At 60.8% G+C, this 18,449-nt stretch carries 18 protein-coding genes; 13 read left to right on the top strand and 5 right to left on the bottom strand.

Features of this window, described 5'->3' with window-relative positions; translation table 11 throughout:
* Positions 1 to 61: 61 nt before the first annotated feature.
* On the top strand, positions 62 to 1,891 hold the full coding sequence (recQ, locus tag ET34_RS0115945) for an ATP-dependent DNA helicase RecQ (protein WP_031523724.1): 1,830 nt from the start codon (positions 62 to 64) through the stop codon (positions 1,889 to 1,891).
* A gap of 61 nt (positions 1,892 to 1,952) precedes the next feature.
* Positions 1,953 to 2,573 (top strand): threonine export protein RhtC, encoded by a 621-nt coding sequence (gene rhtC, locus ET34_RS0115940; protein WP_031523722.1) that lies wholly within the window; start codon positions 1,953 to 1,955, stop codon positions 2,571 to 2,573.
* 58 nt (positions 2,574 to 2,631) lie between these two features.
* On the opposite strand, the gene ET34_RS0115935 is transcribed toward rhtC, so the two are convergent.
* Positions 2,632 to 2,892 carry a DUF2534 family protein gene (locus tag ET34_RS0115935; RefSeq protein ID WP_031523720.1) on the bottom strand — a complete coding sequence of 87 codons (261 nt, stop codon included), beginning with the start codon at positions 2,890 to 2,892 and terminating at the stop codon, positions 2,632 to 2,634.
* 73 nt (positions 2,893 to 2,965) lie between these two features.
* Positions 2,966 to 3,586, bottom strand: a complete 621-nt coding sequence (gene rhtB / locus ET34_RS0115930; RefSeq protein ID WP_031523718.1) for a homoserine/homoserine lactone efflux protein — start codon at positions 3,584 to 3,586, stop codon at positions 2,966 to 2,968.
* A 109-nt stretch (positions 3,587 to 3,695) separates the two neighbouring features.
* On the opposite strand from rhtB, the gene pldB reads away from it, so the two are divergent.
* From pldB to ET34_RS0115915, 3 genes are all read left to right on the top strand, one after another.
* Positions 3,696 to 4,688 carry a lysophospholipase L2 gene (gene pldB / locus ET34_RS0115925; RefSeq protein ID WP_031523716.1) on the top strand — a complete coding sequence of 331 codons (993 nt, stop codon included), beginning with the start codon at positions 3,696 to 3,698 and terminating at the stop codon, positions 4,686 to 4,688.
* A 52-nt stretch (positions 4,689 to 4,740) separates the two neighbouring features.
* The gene (yigL, locus tag ET34_RS0115920; protein ID WP_031523714.1) at positions 4,741 to 5,541 is read left to right on the top strand and encodes a sugar/pyridoxal phosphate phosphatase YigL; all 801 of its coding nucleotides are present in this window, start codon (positions 4,741 to 4,743) and stop codon (positions 5,539 to 5,541) included.
* A gap of 110 nt (positions 5,542 to 5,651) precedes the next feature.
* The gene (locus tag ET34_RS0115915; protein WP_031523711.1) at positions 5,652 to 6,551 is read left to right on the top strand and encodes a carboxylate/amino acid/amine transporter; all 900 of its coding nucleotides are present in this window, start codon (positions 5,652 to 5,654) and stop codon (positions 6,549 to 6,551) included.
* Here the strand turns inward: ET34_RS0115915 and metR are convergent.
* Entirely contained in the window at positions 6,436 to 7,392 is a 957-nt protein-coding gene (gene metR, locus ET34_RS22035; RefSeq protein WP_072002047.1) for an HTH-type transcriptional regulator MetR, read from the bottom strand. The genes ET34_RS0115915 and metR overlap by 116 nt on opposite strands.
* A gap of 125 nt (positions 7,393 to 7,517) precedes the next feature.
* Between metR and metE the strand changes: the two genes are divergently transcribed.
* A complete protein-coding gene (metE, locus tag ET34_RS0115895; RefSeq protein ID WP_031523708.1) occupies positions 7,518 to 9,779 on the top strand; it encodes a 5-methyltetrahydropteroyltriglutamate--homocysteine S-methyltransferase in 2,262 nt (753 codons plus the stop codon).
* A gap of 128 nt (positions 9,780 to 9,907) precedes the next feature.
* Here metE and ET34_RS0115890 read toward each other — a convergent pair whose 3' ends face one another.
* Positions 9,908 to 10,666 carry a DeoR/GlpR family DNA-binding transcription regulator gene (locus ET34_RS0115890; protein WP_035891579.1) on the bottom strand — a complete coding sequence of 253 codons (759 nt, stop codon included), beginning with the start codon at positions 10,664 to 10,666 and terminating at the stop codon, positions 9,908 to 9,910.
* A 135-nt stretch (positions 10,667 to 10,801) separates the two neighbouring features.
* On the opposite strand from ET34_RS0115890, the gene ET34_RS0115885 reads away from it, so the two are divergent.
* From ET34_RS0115885 to ET34_RS0115860, 6 genes are read left to right on the top strand one after another with little or no spacing between them, the layout of a single operon-like run.
* Positions 10,802 to 11,779, top strand: a complete 978-nt coding sequence (locus ET34_RS0115885) for an ABC transporter substrate-binding protein (protein WP_031523704.1) — start codon at positions 10,802 to 10,804, stop codon at positions 11,777 to 11,779.
* 12 nt (positions 11,780 to 11,791) lie between these two features.
* Positions 11,792 to 13,495, top strand: coding sequence for an ABC transporter permease (locus ET34_RS0115880; RefSeq protein ID WP_081826949.1), 1,704 nt, complete (start codon positions 11,792 to 11,794; stop codon positions 13,493 to 13,495).
* Positions 13,483 to 14,508 carry an ABC transporter ATP-binding protein gene (locus ET34_RS0115875; RefSeq protein WP_031523701.1) on the top strand — a complete coding sequence of 342 codons (1,026 nt, stop codon included), beginning with the start codon at positions 13,483 to 13,485 and terminating at the stop codon, positions 14,506 to 14,508. Before ET34_RS0115880 ends, ET34_RS0115875 begins: the two co-directional genes overlap by 13 nt.
* Positions 14,505 to 15,563, top strand: a complete 1,059-nt coding sequence (locus tag ET34_RS0115870; protein ID WP_031523698.1) for an MBL fold metallo-hydrolase — start codon at positions 14,505 to 14,507, stop codon at positions 15,561 to 15,563. Before ET34_RS0115875 ends, ET34_RS0115870 begins: the two co-directional genes overlap by 4 nt.
* Positions 15,560 to 16,117, top strand: a complete 558-nt coding sequence (locus ET34_RS0115865) for a histidine phosphatase family protein (RefSeq protein WP_031523696.1) — start codon at positions 15,560 to 15,562, stop codon at positions 16,115 to 16,117. Before ET34_RS0115870 ends, ET34_RS0115865 begins: the two co-directional genes overlap by 4 nt.
* Entirely contained in the window at positions 16,107 to 16,562 is a 456-nt protein-coding gene (locus ET34_RS0115860) for a phosphatase domain-containing protein (protein ID WP_031523695.1), read from the top strand. The genes ET34_RS0115865 and ET34_RS0115860 overlap by 11 nt, the downstream gene beginning before the upstream one ends.
* A gap of 19 nt (positions 16,563 to 16,581) precedes the next feature.
* Here ET34_RS0115860 and ET34_RS0115855 read toward each other — a convergent pair whose 3' ends face one another.
* Positions 16,582 to 17,409, bottom strand: coding sequence for a dienelactone hydrolase family protein (locus ET34_RS0115855; protein ID WP_031523693.1), 828 nt, complete (start codon positions 17,407 to 17,409; stop codon positions 16,582 to 16,584).
* A 256-nt stretch (positions 17,410 to 17,665) separates the two neighbouring features.
* Between ET34_RS0115855 and udp the strand changes: the two genes are divergently transcribed.
* Positions 17,666 to 18,427, top strand: coding sequence for a uridine phosphorylase (gene udp, locus ET34_RS0115850; protein ID WP_031523691.1), 762 nt, complete (start codon positions 17,666 to 17,668; stop codon positions 18,425 to 18,427).
* Positions 18,428 to 18,449: the final 22 nt, after the last annotated feature.

The raw sequence follows: 18,449 nt of genomic DNA, 5'->3' as shown, positions 1-18,449 counted from the left end.
CAGTTTCTGACGCAGGCGCTGAAAATAGCGCCTGTTTTATTTTTAAGGTAGTGGGGTAAGCGTGGCGCAGGCGGAAGTTATGAATCAGGAATCGCTGGCTCGACAGGTTTTGCAGGAAACCTTCGGCTACCAGCAGTTTCGCCCGGGCCAGGAAACCATCATCAATACCGTGCTCGGCGGGCGCGATTGTCTGGTGGTGATGCCTACCGGCGGCGGTAAGTCACTGTGCTATCAAATCCCGGCGCTGGTCAACGACGGCCTGACGGTGGTGGTATCGCCGCTCATCTCGCTGATGAAAGACCAGGTCGATCAACTGCTCGCCAACGGCGTGGCGGCGGCCTGCCTCAATTCCACCCAGAGCCGCGACCAGCAGCTTGAGGTGCTTGCCGGCTGCCGTACCGGCCAGGTCCGCTTACTCTATATCGCGCCCGAGCGGTTGATGATGGATAACTTCATTGAACAGCTCAGCCGTTGGCCGCTGGCGATGGTCGCGGTGGATGAGGCGCACTGTATTTCCCAGTGGGGCCACGATTTCCGCCCGGAATATGCCGCGCTGGGCCAGCTGCGCGAGCGCCTGCCGAACGTCCCCTTTATCGCACTGACCGCCACTGCGGACGATACCACGCGTCTCGACATCGTCCGGCTGCTCGGTTTGCACGATCCGCTGATTCAGATCAGCAGCTTCGACCGCCCGAATATCCGCTACATGCTGATGGAGAAGTTTAAGCCGCTCGATCAGCTGATGCGTTACGTTCAGGAGCAGCGCGGTAAATCCGGCATTATCTACTGCAACAGCCGGGCGAAAGTGGAAGACACCGCCGCGCGTCTGCAAAGCAAAGGCATCAGCGCCGGTGCCTATCACGCCGGGCTGGAGCCGCAGGTGCGCGCCGATGTGCAGGAAAAATTCCAGCGCGACGATCTGCAAATCGTGGTGGCAACCGTGGCGTTCGGTATGGGGATCAACAAGCCCAACGTGCGCTTCGTGGTGCACTTCGATATTCCCCGCAACATCGAATCCTACTACCAGGAAACCGGACGCGCCGGGCGCGACGGCCTGCCTGCGGAAGCGATGCTGTTTTACGATCCGGCGGATATGGCCTGGCTGCGCAAATGTCTCGAAGAGAAACAGCCTGGTCCGCTGCAGGATATTGAACGCCACAAGCTCAACGCGATGGGCGCGTTTGCCGAAGCGCAAACCTGCCGCCGTCTGGTGCTGCTTAACTATTTCGGCGAAGGTCGTCAGCAGGCCTGTGGCAACTGCGATGTTTGCCTCGATCCGCCGCGCCGCTACGACGGGCTGGTGGACGCCCAGAAAGCGCTCTCCTGCATCTACCGTGTCGGCCAGCGCTTTGGCATGGGCTATGTCGTGGAAGTGCTGCGCGGCGCGAATAACCAGCGCATCCGCGAGCTGGGCCACGACAAGCTGAAGATTTACGGCGAAGGCCGCGATCACACCACCGAGCACTGGGTGAGCGTCATCCGCCAGCTCATTCACCTCGGCGTAGTGACGCAGAACATCGCTGCGCATTCGGCGCTGCAGCTCACTGAAGCGGCGCGCCCGTTCCTGCGCGGTGAAGCGCCGCTGATGCTCGCCGTGCCGCGCGTCGTGGCGCTGAAACCGCGCGTGGCGCAGAAGTCCTACGGCGGTAATTACGATCGGAAGCTGTTCGCCCGGCTGCGCAAACTGCGCAAGGCCATCGCGGATGAAGAGAATATCCCCCCTTACGTGGTGTTCAACGATGCCACGCTCATTGAGATGGCGGAGCAGATGCCGGTGTCACCGGGTGAAATGCTGGGTATCAACGGCGTCGGCACCCGCAAGCTGGAGCGCTTTGGCCGCGAGTTTATGGCCTGCATCCGCAGCCACGTCGACGGGGACGATGAAGAGTAGCCACGTTGGCCCGAACGTGGCAGGATAATCCCCCTTCACTTTTTTTCCGCGAGTCATGTTTATGTTGATGCTGTTCCTGACGGTGGCGATGGTGCATCTCGTTGCCCTGCTGAGCCCCGGCCCCGATTTCTTTTTCGTCTCTCAGACGGCGGTCAGCCGTTCCCGTAAAGAAGCCATGATGGGCGTGCTGGGTATTACCGCAGGCGTCATGATTTGGGCGGGCGTGGCGCTGCTCGGCCTGCACTTAATCCTCGAAAAAATGGCGTGGCTGCACAACATTATTATGGTCGGCGGTGGGCTTTATCTGTGCTGGATGGGCTATCAGATGCTGCGCGGTGCGCTGAAGAAGGGCGAGCCGGCGACCGATGCTCCGGCGGTTGAACTGGCGCACGGCGGACGCAGCTTTATTAAGGGGCTGCTGACCAATCTGGCGAACCCGAAAGCCATCATCTATTTTGGCAGCGTCTTCTCGCTGTTTGTCGGCGACAGCGTGGGCAGCGCCGAGCGCTGGGGCATCTTTGTGCTGATTGCTGTGGAAACCCTGGCCTGGTTTAGCCTGGTGGCCAGCCTGTTTGCGCTGCCAAAAATGCGTCGCGGCTATCAGCGGCTGGCGAAATGGATCGACGGCGTCGCCGGCGTACTGTTTGCCGGGTTCGGTATCCACCTGATTATCTCGCGCTGAACCGCGCACGTTAGCGCTGAATCACAACGCCCGCCAGCTGCGGGCGTTGTCGTTTTCATCAGCCGCGATCGTCTTTCGGGCCGAGGAAGTAAAAGCCAAACGGCAGCGAGCCGAGAATGGTAAAGACGATGGTATAGATAAAGGTCCAGACGCCCTGCATGATGAACAGCGACACCGGCCAGTTTTCCATCGGCAGGTTGTACTGGTCCTCGACGCCTTCAAACGTCACCGTCGAAATGACGGACCCGGCGATCAAAAAGACAATAACCAGGCAGAGAAGGAATTTCTTTCCTTCCGGGGTGCGTAATTTTTCCCGCATGGGTTCTCCGATAGCTGCACGTCGTTGCGAAGCCGACACTGTATAGCCTGTTGCTCAGAAAATCGACCCGCAATCAGTGAGAACGTGCGGTCGCCAGCAGCGCGCCTATCGCCATAAACAGCGAACCGAACACCCGGTTCAGCGCCTTCATCTGGCGCGGGCCTTTGATCCAGGCCGCAATGCGGGTGGCGAGTGTGGCGTATCCGATCATCACAATGATATCCACCACCACGGTAGTGACGCCCAGCACCACATACTGCATCACCTGCGGCTGCTGCGGGACGATGAACTGCGGGAACAGCGCGGCAAGAAACACGATGCTTTTCGGGTTGGTCAGGTTCACAAACACCGCGCGCTTAAACAGCCGCCCGCGCGACTGGGTATGGGCCAGGGTATTGAGATCGAGCGCGCCCGCTGCGCGCCACTGCTGGATGCCGAGCCAGATGAGGTACGCCGCGCCAGCCCACTTCAATATTTCAAACGCCAGCAGCGAGCGTGAGAACAGCGTGCCCAGCCCGACGCCCACCAGGACGATATGGATCGCCAGCCCGGTCTGCAACCCGGCGATGGACGCCGCCGCGCCACGATAGCCGTGACTGATGGCGGTGGTCATGGTGTTAATCGCCCCGGAGCCGGGAGATACGCTTAAAATCACCGAGGTAAGAAGATAGGCAAACCACCAGTCGAGGGTCATGTCTGATTCCTGGATGTACACTTTTATGCCACAATACGCTATTGCTTGTAGTTGTGCTACGAATCACAGAAAAGCGTTTAACTCACGATAATACGGCGCAAATCACCCTATGTTTCAGCACAAATCCGAATGGAAATCGCGGGAGGACGCGTTCGCTGCGTTCACCATGGGGCCGCTGACCGCGTTCTGGCAGCAGCGTGAAGAGGGCGAACTGACGGGCGTAGACGGGATACCGGTGCGCTTCGTGCGTTTCCGTGGCGTCAACAACGATCGGGTGGTGGTGATCTGCCCGGGCCGCATCGAAAGCTACGTGAAGTATGCCGAGCTGGCGTACGATCTGTTCCACTGCGGGTTCGATATTCTGATTATCGATCACCGCGGCCAGGGCCGCTCCGGGCGGATGCTCGATGATACCCACCGCGGGCATGTGGTGAACTTCAGCGACTACGTCGATGACTTTGCCGCCTTCTGGCAGCAGGAAGTGGCTGCCGGGCCGTGGCGTCAGCGTTTTATTCTGGGTCATTCCATGGGCGGTGCTATCGCCACGCTGTTTTTGCAGCGTCAGCCGGATGCCTGCGACGCCATTGCGCTCTGCGCGCCGATGTTTGGCATCGTGATGCGTCTGCCGGAGTGGATGGTGCGTCAGATCCTCGACTGGGCGGAGGGCCATCCCCGGGTACGCGACGGCTATGCCATCGGCACCGGTCGCTGGCGGGCACTGCCGTTCAGCGTCAATGTTCTGACCCACAGCCGCCAGCGCTACCGGCGCAATCTGCGCTTCTATGCCGATGAGCCACGGCTGCGCGTGGGCGGGCCGACGTATCACTGGGTGCGCGAAGGCGTACTGGCCGGGGAGCAGGTGATGGCAGGTGCCACTGCCGTTACCACCCCGATGCTGCTGATTCAGGCCGAAGAGGAGCAGGTGGTGGATAACCGCATGCACGACCGCTTCTGCGAGCTTCGCGCCGCGGCAGGCTACCCGTGTGAGGGGGGTAAACCTTACGTCATAAAAGGCGCATACCATGAGATCCTGTTTGAGAAGGACGCGATGCGTGCAGTTGCACTCCATGCCATTGTCGGGTTTTTTGACCGGCACCGTTAATCTACTGCGGCCCGCCCGCATCGCATTTACTATCAGAGGTTGAATTATTCTTATGTATCAGGTTGTTGCGTCCGATTTAGATGGCACATTGTTATCCCCCGAACATCGCCTTACGCCCTATGCGAAAGAGACGCTGCGCCTGCTGACGTCACGCGGTATCCACTTTGTTTTCGCCACCGGTCGTCACCATGTTGACGTCGGCCAGATCCGCGACAACCTCGAAATTGAAGCCTACATGATCACCTCGAATGGCGCGCGCGTGCACGACACCGCCGGTAATCTGGTGTTCACGCATAACCTCGATCGCGACATCGCCACTGACCTGTTCGGCATGATGCATAACCACCCGGACATCATTACGAATATCTACCGCGACGACGAGTGGTTCATCAGCCGCCACCGTCCCGATGAGATGCGCTTCTTCCAGGAAGCGGTATTCCAGTACTCGCTCTACGAGCCGGGCCTGCTGGAGCCGGAAGGGATCAGCAAAGTGTTCTTTACCTGCGACACCCACGAAACGCTGCTGCCGCTCGAGCAGGCGATCAATGCCCGTTGGGGTGACCGCGTTAACGTCAGCTTCTCAACCCTGACCTGCCTGGAAGTGATGGCGGGCGGCGTCTCGAAAGGCCACGCGCTGGAAGCAGTATCCAAAGCAATGGGCTATAACCTCGCGTCCTGCATCGCCTTTGGCGATGGCATGAATGACAAAGAGATGCTGTCGATGGCGGGGAAAGGCTGCATCATGGATAACGCCCATCAGCGCCTGAAGGATCTGCTGCCCGAGCTGGAAGTGATCGGCAGCAACGCCGACGACGCGGTGCCGCGCTACCTGCGTAAGCTGTTCCTCGACTAAATGTGCCCATGACGAGTGGTTAATATTAAGCCACTCGTCAACCAAATAGTCGCACGCGTTTATTTTTGCTTCGCTACAATGCCCTCTCATCAACATGAGAGATTCTTGCCGTGGCGCTACTGATCATTACCACCATCCTCTGGGCCTTTTCGTTCAGCCTGATCGGCGAATATCTGGCGGGGCAGGTGGACAGCTATTTTTCCGTTCTGATGCGCGTCGGTCTGGCCGCACTGGTGTTTCTGCCGTTTTTACGCGTCAAAGGCCACAGCCTGAAAACCCTGAGCCTGTATATGCTGGTGGGCGCGATGCAGCTCGGCATCATGTATCTGCTGAGCTTCCAGGCCTATCTCTATCTTACGGTCTCTGAATTCCTGCTGTTTACCGTCCTGACGCCGCTCTACATCACGCTGATTTACGATCTGCTGAGCAAGCGCCGTCTGCGCTGGGGCTATCTGCTGAGCGCCGGGCTGGCGGTGATTGGTGCGGCGATTATTCGCTACGACCAAGTCAGCGACCACTTCTGGATTGGCCTGATTCTGGTACAGCTGGCAAACATCAGCTTTGCAATCGGCATGGTGGGCTACAAACGCCTGATGGAAACGCACCCGATGCCGCAGCACAGCGCGTTTTCCTGGTTCTACCTCGGGGCGTTTATCATCGCGGCGCTGGCGTGGGTGGTGATGGGCAATCCGCAGAAGCTCCCGACCACCGGCCTGCAGTGGGGCATTCTCATCTGGCTGGGTGTGGCGGCTTCGGGTATCGGCTACTTCATGTGGAACTACGGAGCGACGCAGGTTGATGCCGGCACGCTCGGCATCATGAACAATATGCATGTGCCTGCCGGGCTGCTGGTCAACCTTGCCATCTGGCACCAGCAGCCGCACTGGCCGAGCTTTATCCTTGGAGGGGCAGTGATAGTGGCGTCACTGTGGGTCCATCGCCGGTGGGTCGCTCCGCGCTCTTCACAAACGGCAGATGTTCGCAGGCGTGATTCCGCGCAAAGCGAATAAACGCCTCTGCAGCCGGTTGACGCTGTTCGCCATCGCGCACCGCCGCGTACAGCCGGCTCCATAAGCCTTCGCCCAGGGTTCGGGTGACCACCAGGCCCTGGCGCTCAAAACTCTCCACCACCCAGTGCGGCAGCGCCGCAATGCCCATGTTCGCCGCCACCATCTGGATCAGCAGCAGGGTGTTATCCACGCTTTTCAGCGACGGGCTGACTCCAGCCGGCTGAAGGAAGTGCCGCCAGATATCGAGCCGGCCACGCTGCACCGGGTAGATCAGCAGCGTCTCGCTGGCCAGATCGTCCGGCGTGATGTGCGGGTTCGCCGCCAGCGGATGATCCGGCGCCAGCACCAGCCGCACTTCAAAATCAAACATCGGCGAGTAGTGCAGACCGCTGCGCGGCAGGATGTCTGACGTCAGAACAATATCCAGCTCGCCCTGTTGCAGCGCTGGCTGTGGGTCGAAGGTCACGCCCGATTTAAAGTCCATCTCCACCTGCGGCCACTGGCGGCGGAAATTCTCCAGCGCGGGCGTCAGCCACTGAATACAGCTGTGGCACTCAATGGCGATGCGCAGCCGCGTCTGCTGCGGCTCATGACAGGACTGCAACGCGCGGCTTATCTGCGGCAGAACCTGTTCGGCCAGCTGCAGCAAAATTTCGCCCTGCGGCGTGAAGCGCAAAGGCTGACTCTTGCGCACGAAGAGGCGGAATCCGAGCCGCTGTTCCAGATCGCTGAACTGGTGCGACAGGGCCGACTGGGTCTGATGCAACGTGGCCGCCGCTGCCGCCAGAGAGCCGCAGCTTCGCAGTGCCTGAAGCGTTCGCAGGTGTTTAATCTCGATCATGAAAGTCCTTCACTTCGCCATGAACAATTTGCGCTTGAGGAATATACAGTAACCGCGAATTATAGCGGTGTAAACATCTGGACGTCTAAACCACCGGATTAAACTGAATCCTAAGAGGCAAAACAATGAGTATCTATAATCACACCCTCGGTTTCCCCCGCGTCGGCCTGCGTCGCGAACTGAAAAAAGCACAGGAAAGCTACTGGGCGGGTAACAGCACCCGTGAAGAATTACTGGCGGTGGGCCGCGAGCTGCGTGCCCGCCACTGGGAACAGCAAAAACAGGCCGGTATCGACCTGCTGCCGGTGGGCGATTTCGCCTGGTACGATCACGTTCTCACCACCAGCCTGCTGCTGGGCAACATTCCCGCGCGTCACCAGAATAAAGACGGCTCCGTCGATATCGACACCCTGTTCCGCATTGGCCGCGGCCGCGCACCGACCGGCGAACCGGCGGCGGCGGGTGAAATGACCAAATGGTTCAACACCAACTACCACTACATCGTGCCGGAGTTCACCAAAGGCCAGCAGTTCAGCCTGAGCTGGACCCAGCTGCTGGACGAGGTGGACGAAGCGCTGGCGCTCGGCCATCAGGTGAAGCCGGTACTGCTGGGCCCGGTAACGTACCTGTGGCTGGGTAAAGTGAAGGGCGAGCAGTTTGACCGTCTGTCACTGCTGAATGACATTCTGCCGGTGTATCAGCAGGTGATCGCCGAGCTGGCGAAGCGCGGCGTGCAGTGGGTGCAGATTGATGAACCGGCGCTGGTACTGGAGCTGCCGCAGGCATGGCTTGATGCCTTTAAACCGGCGTATGACGCGCTGACAGGCCAGGTAAAACTGCTGCTGACCACCTACTTTGAAGGCGTAACGCCGAATCTTGATACCATCGCTGCACTGCCGGTACAGGGCCTGCACGTGGATCTGGTGCATGGTAAAGACGACGTGGCGCAGCTTCATCAGCGCCTGCCGGCTGACTGGCTGCTTTCGGCTGGCGTGGTTAACGGGCGTAACGTCTGGCGCGCCAATCTGACGGAAAAATATGCTCAGCTCCAGGCGATCGTCGGCAAACGTGAATTGTGGATCGGGTCATCCTGCTCGCTGCTGCACAGCCCGATTGACCTGAGCGTTGAGACGCGTCTGGATGCTGAAGTAAAAAGCTGGTTCGCCTTTGCGCTGCAAAAATGTGAGGAGCTGGCGCTGCTGCGTGATGCCCTGAACAGCGGCGATACCGCCAAAATCACTGCGTGGAGCGCCCCGATTCAGGCGCGTCGCCACTCCAGCCGCGTCCACAACCCGGCGGTGGAGCAACGCCTGGCGGCCATCACGGCTAAAGACAGCCAGCGCCAGAGCGACTACCAGCAGCGTGCCGCCGCCCAGCGCGAGCGTTTCAACCTGCCGGCATGGCCGACCACCACTATCGGTTCCTTCCCGCAGACCACTGAGATCCGCGGCCTGCGTCTGGACTTCAAAAAAGGTAACCTCGACGCCAGCAACTACCGCACCGGCATCGCGGAGCACATCAAGCAGGCCATCGTTGAGCAGGAGCGCCTGGGGCTGGACGTGCTGGTTCACGGTGAAGCCGAGCGTAACGACATGGTGGAGTACTTCGGCGAGCACCTCGACGGCTTCGTGTTCACCCAGAACGGCTGGGTGCAGAGCTACGGTTCCCGCTGCGTGAAGCCGCCAGTGGTGATCGGCGACATCAGCCGCCCGGAAGCGATCACCGTTGAATGGGCGAAGTATGCCCAGTCCCTGACCGACAAACCGGTTAAAGGCATGCTGACCGGGCCGGTCACCATTCTCTGCTGGTCGTTTCCGCGCGAAGACGTTTCCCGCGAAACCATCGCCCGACAGATTGCCCTGGCGCTGCGCGACGAAGTACAGGATCTGGAAGCGGCAGGTATCGGCATCATCCAGATTGATGAGCCAGCGCTGCGCGAAGGACTGCCGCTGCGTCGCAGCGACTGGGATGACTATCTGAAGTGGGGCGTGGAAGCATTCCGTATCAATGCTGCCGTGGTGCGCGACGATACCCAGATCCACACCCACATGTGTTACTGCGAGTTCAACGACATCATGGATTCCATTGCTGCGCTGGATGCGGACGTAATCACCATTGAAACCTCACGTTCCGACATGGAGCTGCTGGAATCGTTTGAGGAGTTCGAATACCCGAACGAAATCGGGCCGGGGGTGTATGACATTCACTCGCCGAACGTACCGAGCGTGGAGTGGATTGAAGCCCTGCTGCAAAAAGCGGCGCAGCGTATCCCGGCGGAGCGTCTGTGGGTGAACCCGGACTGCGGCCTGAAAACCCGCGGCTGGCCGGAAACCCGCGCCGCGCTGGCGAACATGGTGAAAGCCGCGCAGAACCTGCGCACGGCGTAATAACCTGAGCGCGCCAGGGATGGCGCGGCAGTTAACCCGGCAACGGGCAGGGTGGGTGCGCGATGTCCCTGCCCTGGGATCGTACCGGGCTGGCTGTACCCACCGTTCCCCATCTAACCCGGCAGCGGTTACTCCCGCCCGAACCACTGATTTTTTTTCTGCTTCATCACGGCGAACTGCCTGGGTGTTGGCGGCCGGTCGCTTATCACGAAATCAAAATCCCCCACGCTGCCGTTCTGGCAGATAGCGCTGCGGCCAAACTTGGTGCTGTCCACCACCAGCACGCTCACTGCCGCACTGGCGACCAGCGCCTGACGCGCCGCGACCTCATCATCGTTATAGTCATACAGTTCACCCGCCTCGCCGATCCCCCCTACCGACACCACTCCGGCGTCCACCCGGTAACGGCTAAAAAAGGACTGGGCATCGCTGCCGATCACGTCCAGATCGCGTTTGCGCACGCGTCCGCCCGCCACCGTCAGCTCGCAGGCGGCGAGACGACTCAGCGCGTCGGCGGCATGCAGGTTATTGGTAAACACGGCCAGCCGGGTTTCCGACGGTAGCGCCCGGGCCACCATCTCCACCGTAGTGCCAGTGCCAAGAAAGCAGCTCATGTAGTTTCCCAGCAGCACCGCCGTGCGCTCGCCGATCCAGCGCTTGCCCTGAATGTTGACGATCTCCCGCTGCTGATAGCCAATATTTTCGCGGGCGAAAGGGGCCACCATGCCATGACGCCGCAGCAGCAGGCCGCCAGCGGTCAGCATCCGCAGATCGCTGCGCACGGTTTGCAGCGAGACACCAAAGTGCTGCGCCAGTTGCTCAATACTGCTCTCGCCATGCGCCGTCACCAGTTCGACGATCGCCGTGCGGCGGGATTCAGGGGTCATTGTTCGCTCCTCGTGGCACCCTTTTTTCGTCATCCTGACACGCGAATGTGAAAATATTACTACGAAAAAAACTGGTCATATTTTTGTCAGATTCCCCTGTTTTAATCATCACAACGAAAACAGAGGGGATACACCATGAGTAAGCACCTTGCGCTGGCCGCCGTTATCATGACTGCATTAAGCGCACCGGCTTTCGCCGCATCCACACTGACGCTCTACACCAGCCAGCCGAACGAAGATGCGCAGATGACCGTCAGCGCATTTGAAAAAGCGCATCCGGACATCGAAGTGAAGTGGATCCGCGACGGCACCACCAAACTCACCGCGCGCCTGCAGGCTGAACTCGCCGCAGGCGGTGCCGCCCCGGACGTGCTGCTGATCGCCGACAGCGTCACGATGGAGTCCCTCAAAAAGCAGGATTTACTGGCGGCGTATCGCTCTCCCGAGGCCAGCCGCTACGATGCCCAGCTGTACGACCCGCAGGGCTACTACTACGGCACCAAGCTCATCACCACCGGCATCGCGTATCACACCCGAGCGCCGGTGAAGCCCACCTCCTGGCAGGATCTGCTGAAGCCTGAACTGAAAAACATGACCACGCTGCCCAGCCCGCTCTACTCCGGCGCAGCGCAGATCCACATGGCAACGCTGATGAACGATCCGCAGCTCGGTTTTGCCTGGTATCAGAAGCTGAAAGCCAACGGCGCGATGCCGCAGAGCGGTAACGGCGGCGTGATGAGCGCGATTACCTCCGGCAGCAAAGCCTATGGCGTGCTCGTGGATTACATGGCGATCCGCGAGAAAGCGAAGGGCGCACCGATTGATTTTGTGTTCCCGAAAGAGGGCGTCAGCATTGTTACCGAACCGGTAGCGATGATGAAAAACGCGAAGAATCCGGACGGTGCGAAAGCGTTTATCGACTTCGTGCTGTCGGATGAAGGCCAGCGGCTGGTGCTGAAGCAGGGTTATCTGCCTGCCGATCCGAAGTTGCCTGCCCCGCAGGGCTTCCCGGCACGCGACAGCATCAAACTGATGCCGTTTGACCCGGCGAAAGCGCTGGCGGATACCGACGCCAACAAAAAACGCTTCGCCGATCTGTTTGGAAATCGCTAGTTGATGACCAGCATGACCCTCCGTCAACCCGCCAGCAGCGGCCCGCCGAAAGGGCTGCTCTGGCTGTTACTCGTCCTGGTCGCGCTGCTGAGTCTGCTGCCGAGCCTGCGACTGCTGATCTCGGCTCTGCTTGACTGGCAGCAGGGCAGTAACAGCAGTCTCGGGCGCGTCCTGAGCAACCCGGCGACCTGGACGGCGCTTTACAACAGCCTCTACACCAGCGGGCTGGGAACGCTACTCTCCCTGCTGCTGGGCGGCCTGTTTGCCTTCTGCCTCGCGCTCACCAACATCCGGCTCAAGCAGACGTGGGTATTTCTGTTTATGCTGCCGATGATGATCCCGCCGCAGGTGACCGCCCTGAGCTGGCTGCAACTCTTCGGCCCGAGCAGTATTGTGCTGACCAGCCTCGGCATCGCACCGTCGTTCGGCAGTACTAATCCCCTTTATTCTGCCGAAGGCATCGCCCTGCTGCTGGGCATTCAGCACGCGCCGCTGGTGTTCCTGGCGCTGCGCACCCAGCTCCAGTGCCTGCCGAAAGAGCAGATCGAAGCCGCACGGCTCAACGGTGCCTCGCTGTGGCGCGTGTTTATCGACATCGTGCTGCCGCTGTGTCGCACGGCGCTCTGGGCCGGCGCGGCTATCGCGTTTGTCTCCGCGCTGGGCAACTTTGGTATTCCGGCGATGCTCGGCATTCCCATCTCTTATTTTGTCTTGCCGATTCAGATCTACCAGTCGCTGTCGAGCTTTGGACCGTCCATGCTGAGTGACGTTGCGGCGCTGTCGGTGCTGATGGGCGTGCTGGCAATCGGCATCGTGTCGCTGCAGGGCTACTTACAGCGTCGCCACGCGCTGCCGCTGATTGGCATGGCTGGTCGGGCGCTCGATTTTCAGCTGGGAAAATGGCGGCTGGTGACTGAGCTGCTGCTCGGCACGGTGCTGTTCGCCATCCTGGTGGCGCCGCTGCTGGCGCTGATCACCACCTCGCTGGTACCGACGCTGGGCGTGCCGCTGAATGCGCAGACCCTAACGTTTAACGCGTACCACGCGATGCTGGAGAGCGGGAGTGCTACCTGGCGGGCGCTGAGCAACAGCCTGCTGCTCTCGGTATCGGCGGCGCTGGTTCTGATGCTGCTGAGCCTGCCGCTGGCATGGCTGCTGGTGCGGTTTCCGACGCGCCCGCTGCGCTGGCTGCACAGCGCCATCGATATTCCCTACACCCTGCCGGGCGTGGTGCTGGCGATTGCCTGCATTCTGCTGTTTGCCCGCCCGCTGCCGCTGATCGGCATCAGCCTGAGCGGCACGCTGCTGATTATCTTCTTCGCCTATCTGGCGCGCTTTCTCACCGTCTGCCTGAAGCCGCTGCACAACAGCATGTTACAGCTCGATCCGGCGATGGAAGAGGCTGCCAGTCTGGCGGGCGCTAACTTCTCCCAGCGCCTGCGCCACATTGTGCTGCCGCTGCTGGCTCCCGCCGCGTTCGCCGGCGCGCTGCTGGTGTTCCTCACCGCCGTCAATGAGCTGACCGTGTCGGCGCTGCTGTGGAGCGCGGGCAAAGAGACGCTTGGCGTGGTGATTTTCAACCTCGATGAGAGCGGCGATAAGGTGCTGGCCTCCGCCATTTCGGTACTGGTGGTGGCCCTCGTGGCGCTGGTGATGTTGATGTTAAGCGGTCTTGGCCGCTATCTACCCAAAGGAGTTATTCCGTGGCAGAACTGAAACTGGAGCGCCTGAGCAAAACCTTCGGCGACCAGACCGTGGTGCGCGATCTCAGCCTGACCATTCCTGAAGGCGCGTTTACCGCGCTGCTCGGGCCGAGCGGCTGCGGCAAGACCACCACGCTGCGTATTCTGGCCGGGCTGGAGCGCCTGTCGCAGGGACGCCTGATGCTGGGCGATCGGCTGCTGGCCGACGCTACCACCCACCTGCCGCCGGAAGCGCGCAACATGGGCATGGTGTTCCAGTCCTACGCGTTGTGGCCGCACATGACGGTGGCAGAGAACGTGGGCTACCCGCTGAAGTTAAAAAAGGTAAACGGTGCGGCGCGACGTAAGCAGGTGATTGACGCCCTGGAGGTGGTTGAGCTGGCGGCGTATGCCGATCGCTCACCGCAGGCGTTGAGCGGCGGTCAGCGTCAGCGCGTGGCGCTGGCCCGCTGCCTGGTCTCTGAGCCTCAGGTTGTGCTGCTGGATGAGCCGCTGGCGAATCTCGATCGGCACCTGCGCGCCACCATGGAGCAGACGTTTCGCGAATTTCACCGCCGTACCGGAGCGACATTCGTCTACGTCACTCACGACCAGGCCGAAGCGATGGCGCTGGCCAGCCACATTGCAGTGATGCACCGTGGCGAGCTGATGCAGTGGGGCACCCCACAGACGCTGTACCAGCATCCGCATAACGCCTGGGTCGCGGGCTTCATCGGTAAAGGCAGCGTGCTGTCGCTGGCGACCGGCTCGCCGGATCGTCACCTTGACGGCGGGCAGCTGCATCGCGGGCTGAGCAGCAGCGAAACGGCGCGTCAGCCGGTACTGGTGCGCCCGGAGCATGTCGGCATTGCTGACGACGGCATTACCGCCACCGTTGAGAGCTGCATCTATCAGGGGGAACGCTACCTGCTGGCGCTGCGCCTGGCGGACGGGCAACGCCTGACGGCGTTCCATCACCTGCCGCTGCGCGAACAGCAGACCATCGCGGTACGCCTGCATCAGGGCTGGCGACTGGAGGCGGCGTGACCACTCAGATTGAGATTATCAGCGGGCAGCAGCACAAAGCGCCCGCCGCCATTCTGGTGACCACACCCACCCAGCGTATTTTGCTGGATGCCGGCGGTTCGCTGGAGCCGGACGCGGAGGCGTGGCCGGTCCCGGATCGTCTGGATGCGGTATTGCTCAGCCACGATCATGTTGATCATATTGCCGGACTAGCGCATGTTCCTGCGTCAGTGCCGATCTACTGCAGCGCGGTGACGGCCCGGGCGCTGCCGCCGGGGCGGAACGTGCATCCCGTGGCGGTGCGCGGCACCTTTTCCCTGGGCGACCTGACGGTCACTACCGGGAGCAGCGGTCACGCCTGGGGCGGCATCTGGTTTCACCTGAATGTGCCCGGAGGCGTGTTTTACAGCGGTGACATCAGCCTGGAGTCGGCGCTGTTTCATTTCGATGCCCCGCCGCCGGCCGCGCTGGCGCTGGTGGATGCCTCTTACGGCCTGTACGACACGCCGCAGCCTCAACAGCTTGATGCCCTGTGGCCGCACCTGGAGCAGCCGGTGCTCTGCCCGGTTCCGCCCTCCGGGCGGGCAATAGAGATGGCGCTGCTGCTGGCGCGCCGTGGTGTGCGTAATGTGGTGATGGACGATGCCTGCCGGACCATGCTGGCGCTGATGGCAGAGCATAACGACGGCAGTCTGAACCCCGGCGTGGAGCATGAGCTGCGCCTGCTGCTGGCTGCGCTGCCACCGTTTTATACCGATGCGCCGGTCATTCTGGCCGCCGATCCGGACGGACAGCAGGGTGTGGCCGGGGAACTGCGCCGCCGCGCTGATTTCCGCCATCGCATCCTGTTTACCGGACATATGAATCATTACGCCCGCGAGCAGCACCGGATGGGCGAGGTCGATTTTTGCCGCTGGAACGTCCACCCCACCCGACGCTGCCTGCAAAGGCTGGCGGCGATGCTGGAATGCCACCAGCTGGTGCCGCTGTTTACACCGATTGATGACGCTGCACGCTGGCAGCATACGCTGGGCTGCGACATCGTCACCCGGCCCGGTTTCAGGATGGAAACATGACGCTACTGCCAAAACCCTTTGTTTTTGTTCGTCACGGCGAAACGCCGCTCAACCGCGATCGCCTGATTGGCGGGCGCACCGACGTGCCGCTCTCGGCGCGGGGCGAAGATCAGGCCCAACACGCGTCGGCGCTGCTGGCGCAGCGTCGCTGGAGCCTGGTTGCCGTCAGTCCGCAGCAGCGCGCGCGTCGTACCGCCGAACTGGCGTTGCCCGGCGCGGCGATGACCATTGTGCCTGACCTGCGCGAGCGCGACTGGGGCGATCTGGAGTGCCGCCCGCTCAGCGAACAAACCCCGTATGAAGTGACGCCGCCGAACGGCGAAGCCTGGCTGCCTTTCTGCGCCCGTGTGACGGACGCGCTGAATGCGCTGCTGGCTGACTACGATACGCCGTTAGTGATCGCCCACTCTGGCGTGTTTCGTGTGATCCGCCTGCTGGCAACCGGCACGCCCCACGGCGAACGGGTCGGCAACGTCGCCCCGCTGTGGATCCTGCCCAGCGCCTCCCCTGACGACTGGAAAATTATTCCCCTGGAGAAGATGAATGCATTCTGAACACTGTGTGATTGTGGATATCGACGGCACGCTGGCCGAATTTGATGCTGAAGCGGTGCGCGAGTGGGTGTTAGGCCCGGAGAAGCAGTGGCAGCCGTTCTTTGAGCACATGGCGGAGGCGCAGCCCTGCGAGGCTATCAGCCGGCTCGTAGGCATTCTGAGCGCTCAGCAGCAGAAGATCGTGCTGTGCAGCGGACGCCCCGCCGCTTTTCGTCGCCATACCGAGACGTGGCTTGAGCGTCATGGTATTCCGTTCGATGCGCTCTATCTGCGCCCGGATGGGGAAGATACGCTGCCGGATGAAGTGGTGAAACAGGCGCTGCTGCGCCAGATAAAAGCGGACGGCTATACGCCGTGGCTGGTGATTGACGATCGCCAGGCGGTAGTGGATTTCTGGCGCGCGGAAGGGCTGACCTGTCTGCAGTGCGCACCGGGCGATTTTTAAGCCGCCCGGCGGCGGGAGTTTAGCCTTTCTTATTACCGTACTGCGCGAACCAGGCCAGCATACGCTGCCAGCCATCTTTCGCAGAGGCTTCGTGATAGCTCGGACGGTAATCCGCATTGAACGCATGACCGGCGTCCGGGTAGACGACAATCTCGGTTTTATCGGCATTGGCAGCGCGTAGCGCCTGGCGCATGGTTTCCACGCTCTCCAGCGGTATACCGGTATCCTGCGCGCCGTACAAACCGAGCACCGGGGCCGTGAGTTCGGTCGCAATATCCACCGGATGGGTTGGCGAGTTCAGGGTCTTGTCTCCCACCAGCTTGCCGTACCAGGCCACCGCGGCCTTCAGTTGCGGGTTATGCGCCGCGTACAGCCAGGCGATGCGTCCGCCCCAGCAGAATCCGGTCACCATTAAGCGATGGGCATCGCCGCCGTTGCGACCCGCCCAGTTAGCGACATGATCGAGATCCGCCAGCACCTGCGCGTCCGGCACTTTTGACACCAGATTACTCAGCAGCGACTGCATATCGGTGTACTCACTGGCATCGCCCTGGCGGAAATAAAGCTCCGGCGCCACAGCGAGATAACCTTCCAGCGCCAGACGGCGGCAGATATCGCGGATGTGCTCGTGAACGCCAAAAATTTCCTGAATAACAATCACAACCGGCAGCGGCCCGCTTACTTCTTTTGGACGCGCATGCCAGGCGGGCATGTTATCGCCCTGGGTCGGAATAGTGGTTTCGCCCGCGTGAATCGCGTTGTCGGGGGTCTGAATGGTCGTTTCCGCGACCGGTGTCACCGCACTGGCGAATCCCGGCTTATTATTGGTTGTGCTGTCAGTCGTCATGGCAGTCTCCGTACCCGTTAGTAGCGCATTCAAATAACTATAGACTGCACGTTACCAAATCACAGCGCCGGGAAAAGGGCATACGGATGAAAACGACGCGCGGCAGAGCTAAATTATGTGATTGTTATCACTAAATTATGGAAAATGAGTGCAACAACTTTCCACCAAAGTGAATGCGGTCACGAAATTTCCGGAAGTGCTTCGGTAAAGTACCGTTTTGCTGCTTCTGACAAACCGAACTACAGAGGAGTCACTTATGTCCAGGTCTGATGTTTTTCATCTCGGTCTCACCAAAAACGATTTACAGGGCGCAACGCTGGCCATTGTGCCCGGCGACCCGGAGCGAGTGGAAAAGATCGCCGCGCTGATGGATAACCCGGTGAAACTGGCGTCGCACCGCGAGTTCACCTCCTGGCGTGCCGAACTGGATGGCAAACCGGTGATTATCTGCTCTACCGGCATCGGCGGTCCGTCTACCTCTATTGCTGTGGAAGAACTGGCGCAGCTCGGCATTCGCACTTTCCTGCGCGTGGGAACCACCGGCGCTATTCAGCCGCACATTAACGTCGGCGACGTGCTGGTGACCACCGCCTCGGTACGCCTTGACGGTGCCAGCCTGCATTTCGCGCCGATGGAATACCCGGCGGTGGCGGATTTCGCCTGTACTACCGCACTGGTGGAAGCGGCAAACGCCGTGGGCGCGACCACGCATATCGGTGTAACGGCATCGTCCGACACCTTCTATCCGGGCCAGGAGCGCTATGACACCTTCTCCGGCCGCGTTGTCAGCCGCTACAAAGGCTCGATGGAAGAGTGGCAGTCTATGGGCGTGATGAACTACGAAATGGAATCGGCCACGCTGCTGACCATGTGTTCCAGCCAGGGCCTGCGTGCCGGGATGGTGGCCGGGGTGATCGTCAACCGCACCCAGCAAGAGATTCCGAACGCGGAAACCATGAAAAAAACCGAAAGCCACGCGGTGAAAATCGTGGTCGAGGCGGCGCGCCGCCTGCTGTAGTCTTCCCTCAGGCCAGCGCTCG

It is taken from the genome of Siccibacter colletis (assembly GCF_000696575.1).
Taxonomy (GTDB): Bacteria; Pseudomonadota; Gammaproteobacteria; order Enterobacterales; family Enterobacteriaceae; genus Siccibacter; species Siccibacter colletis.
The sequence above is the reverse complement of the archived record's forward strand: the minus strand, read 5'-3'. Positions and strand labels throughout refer to the sequence as shown.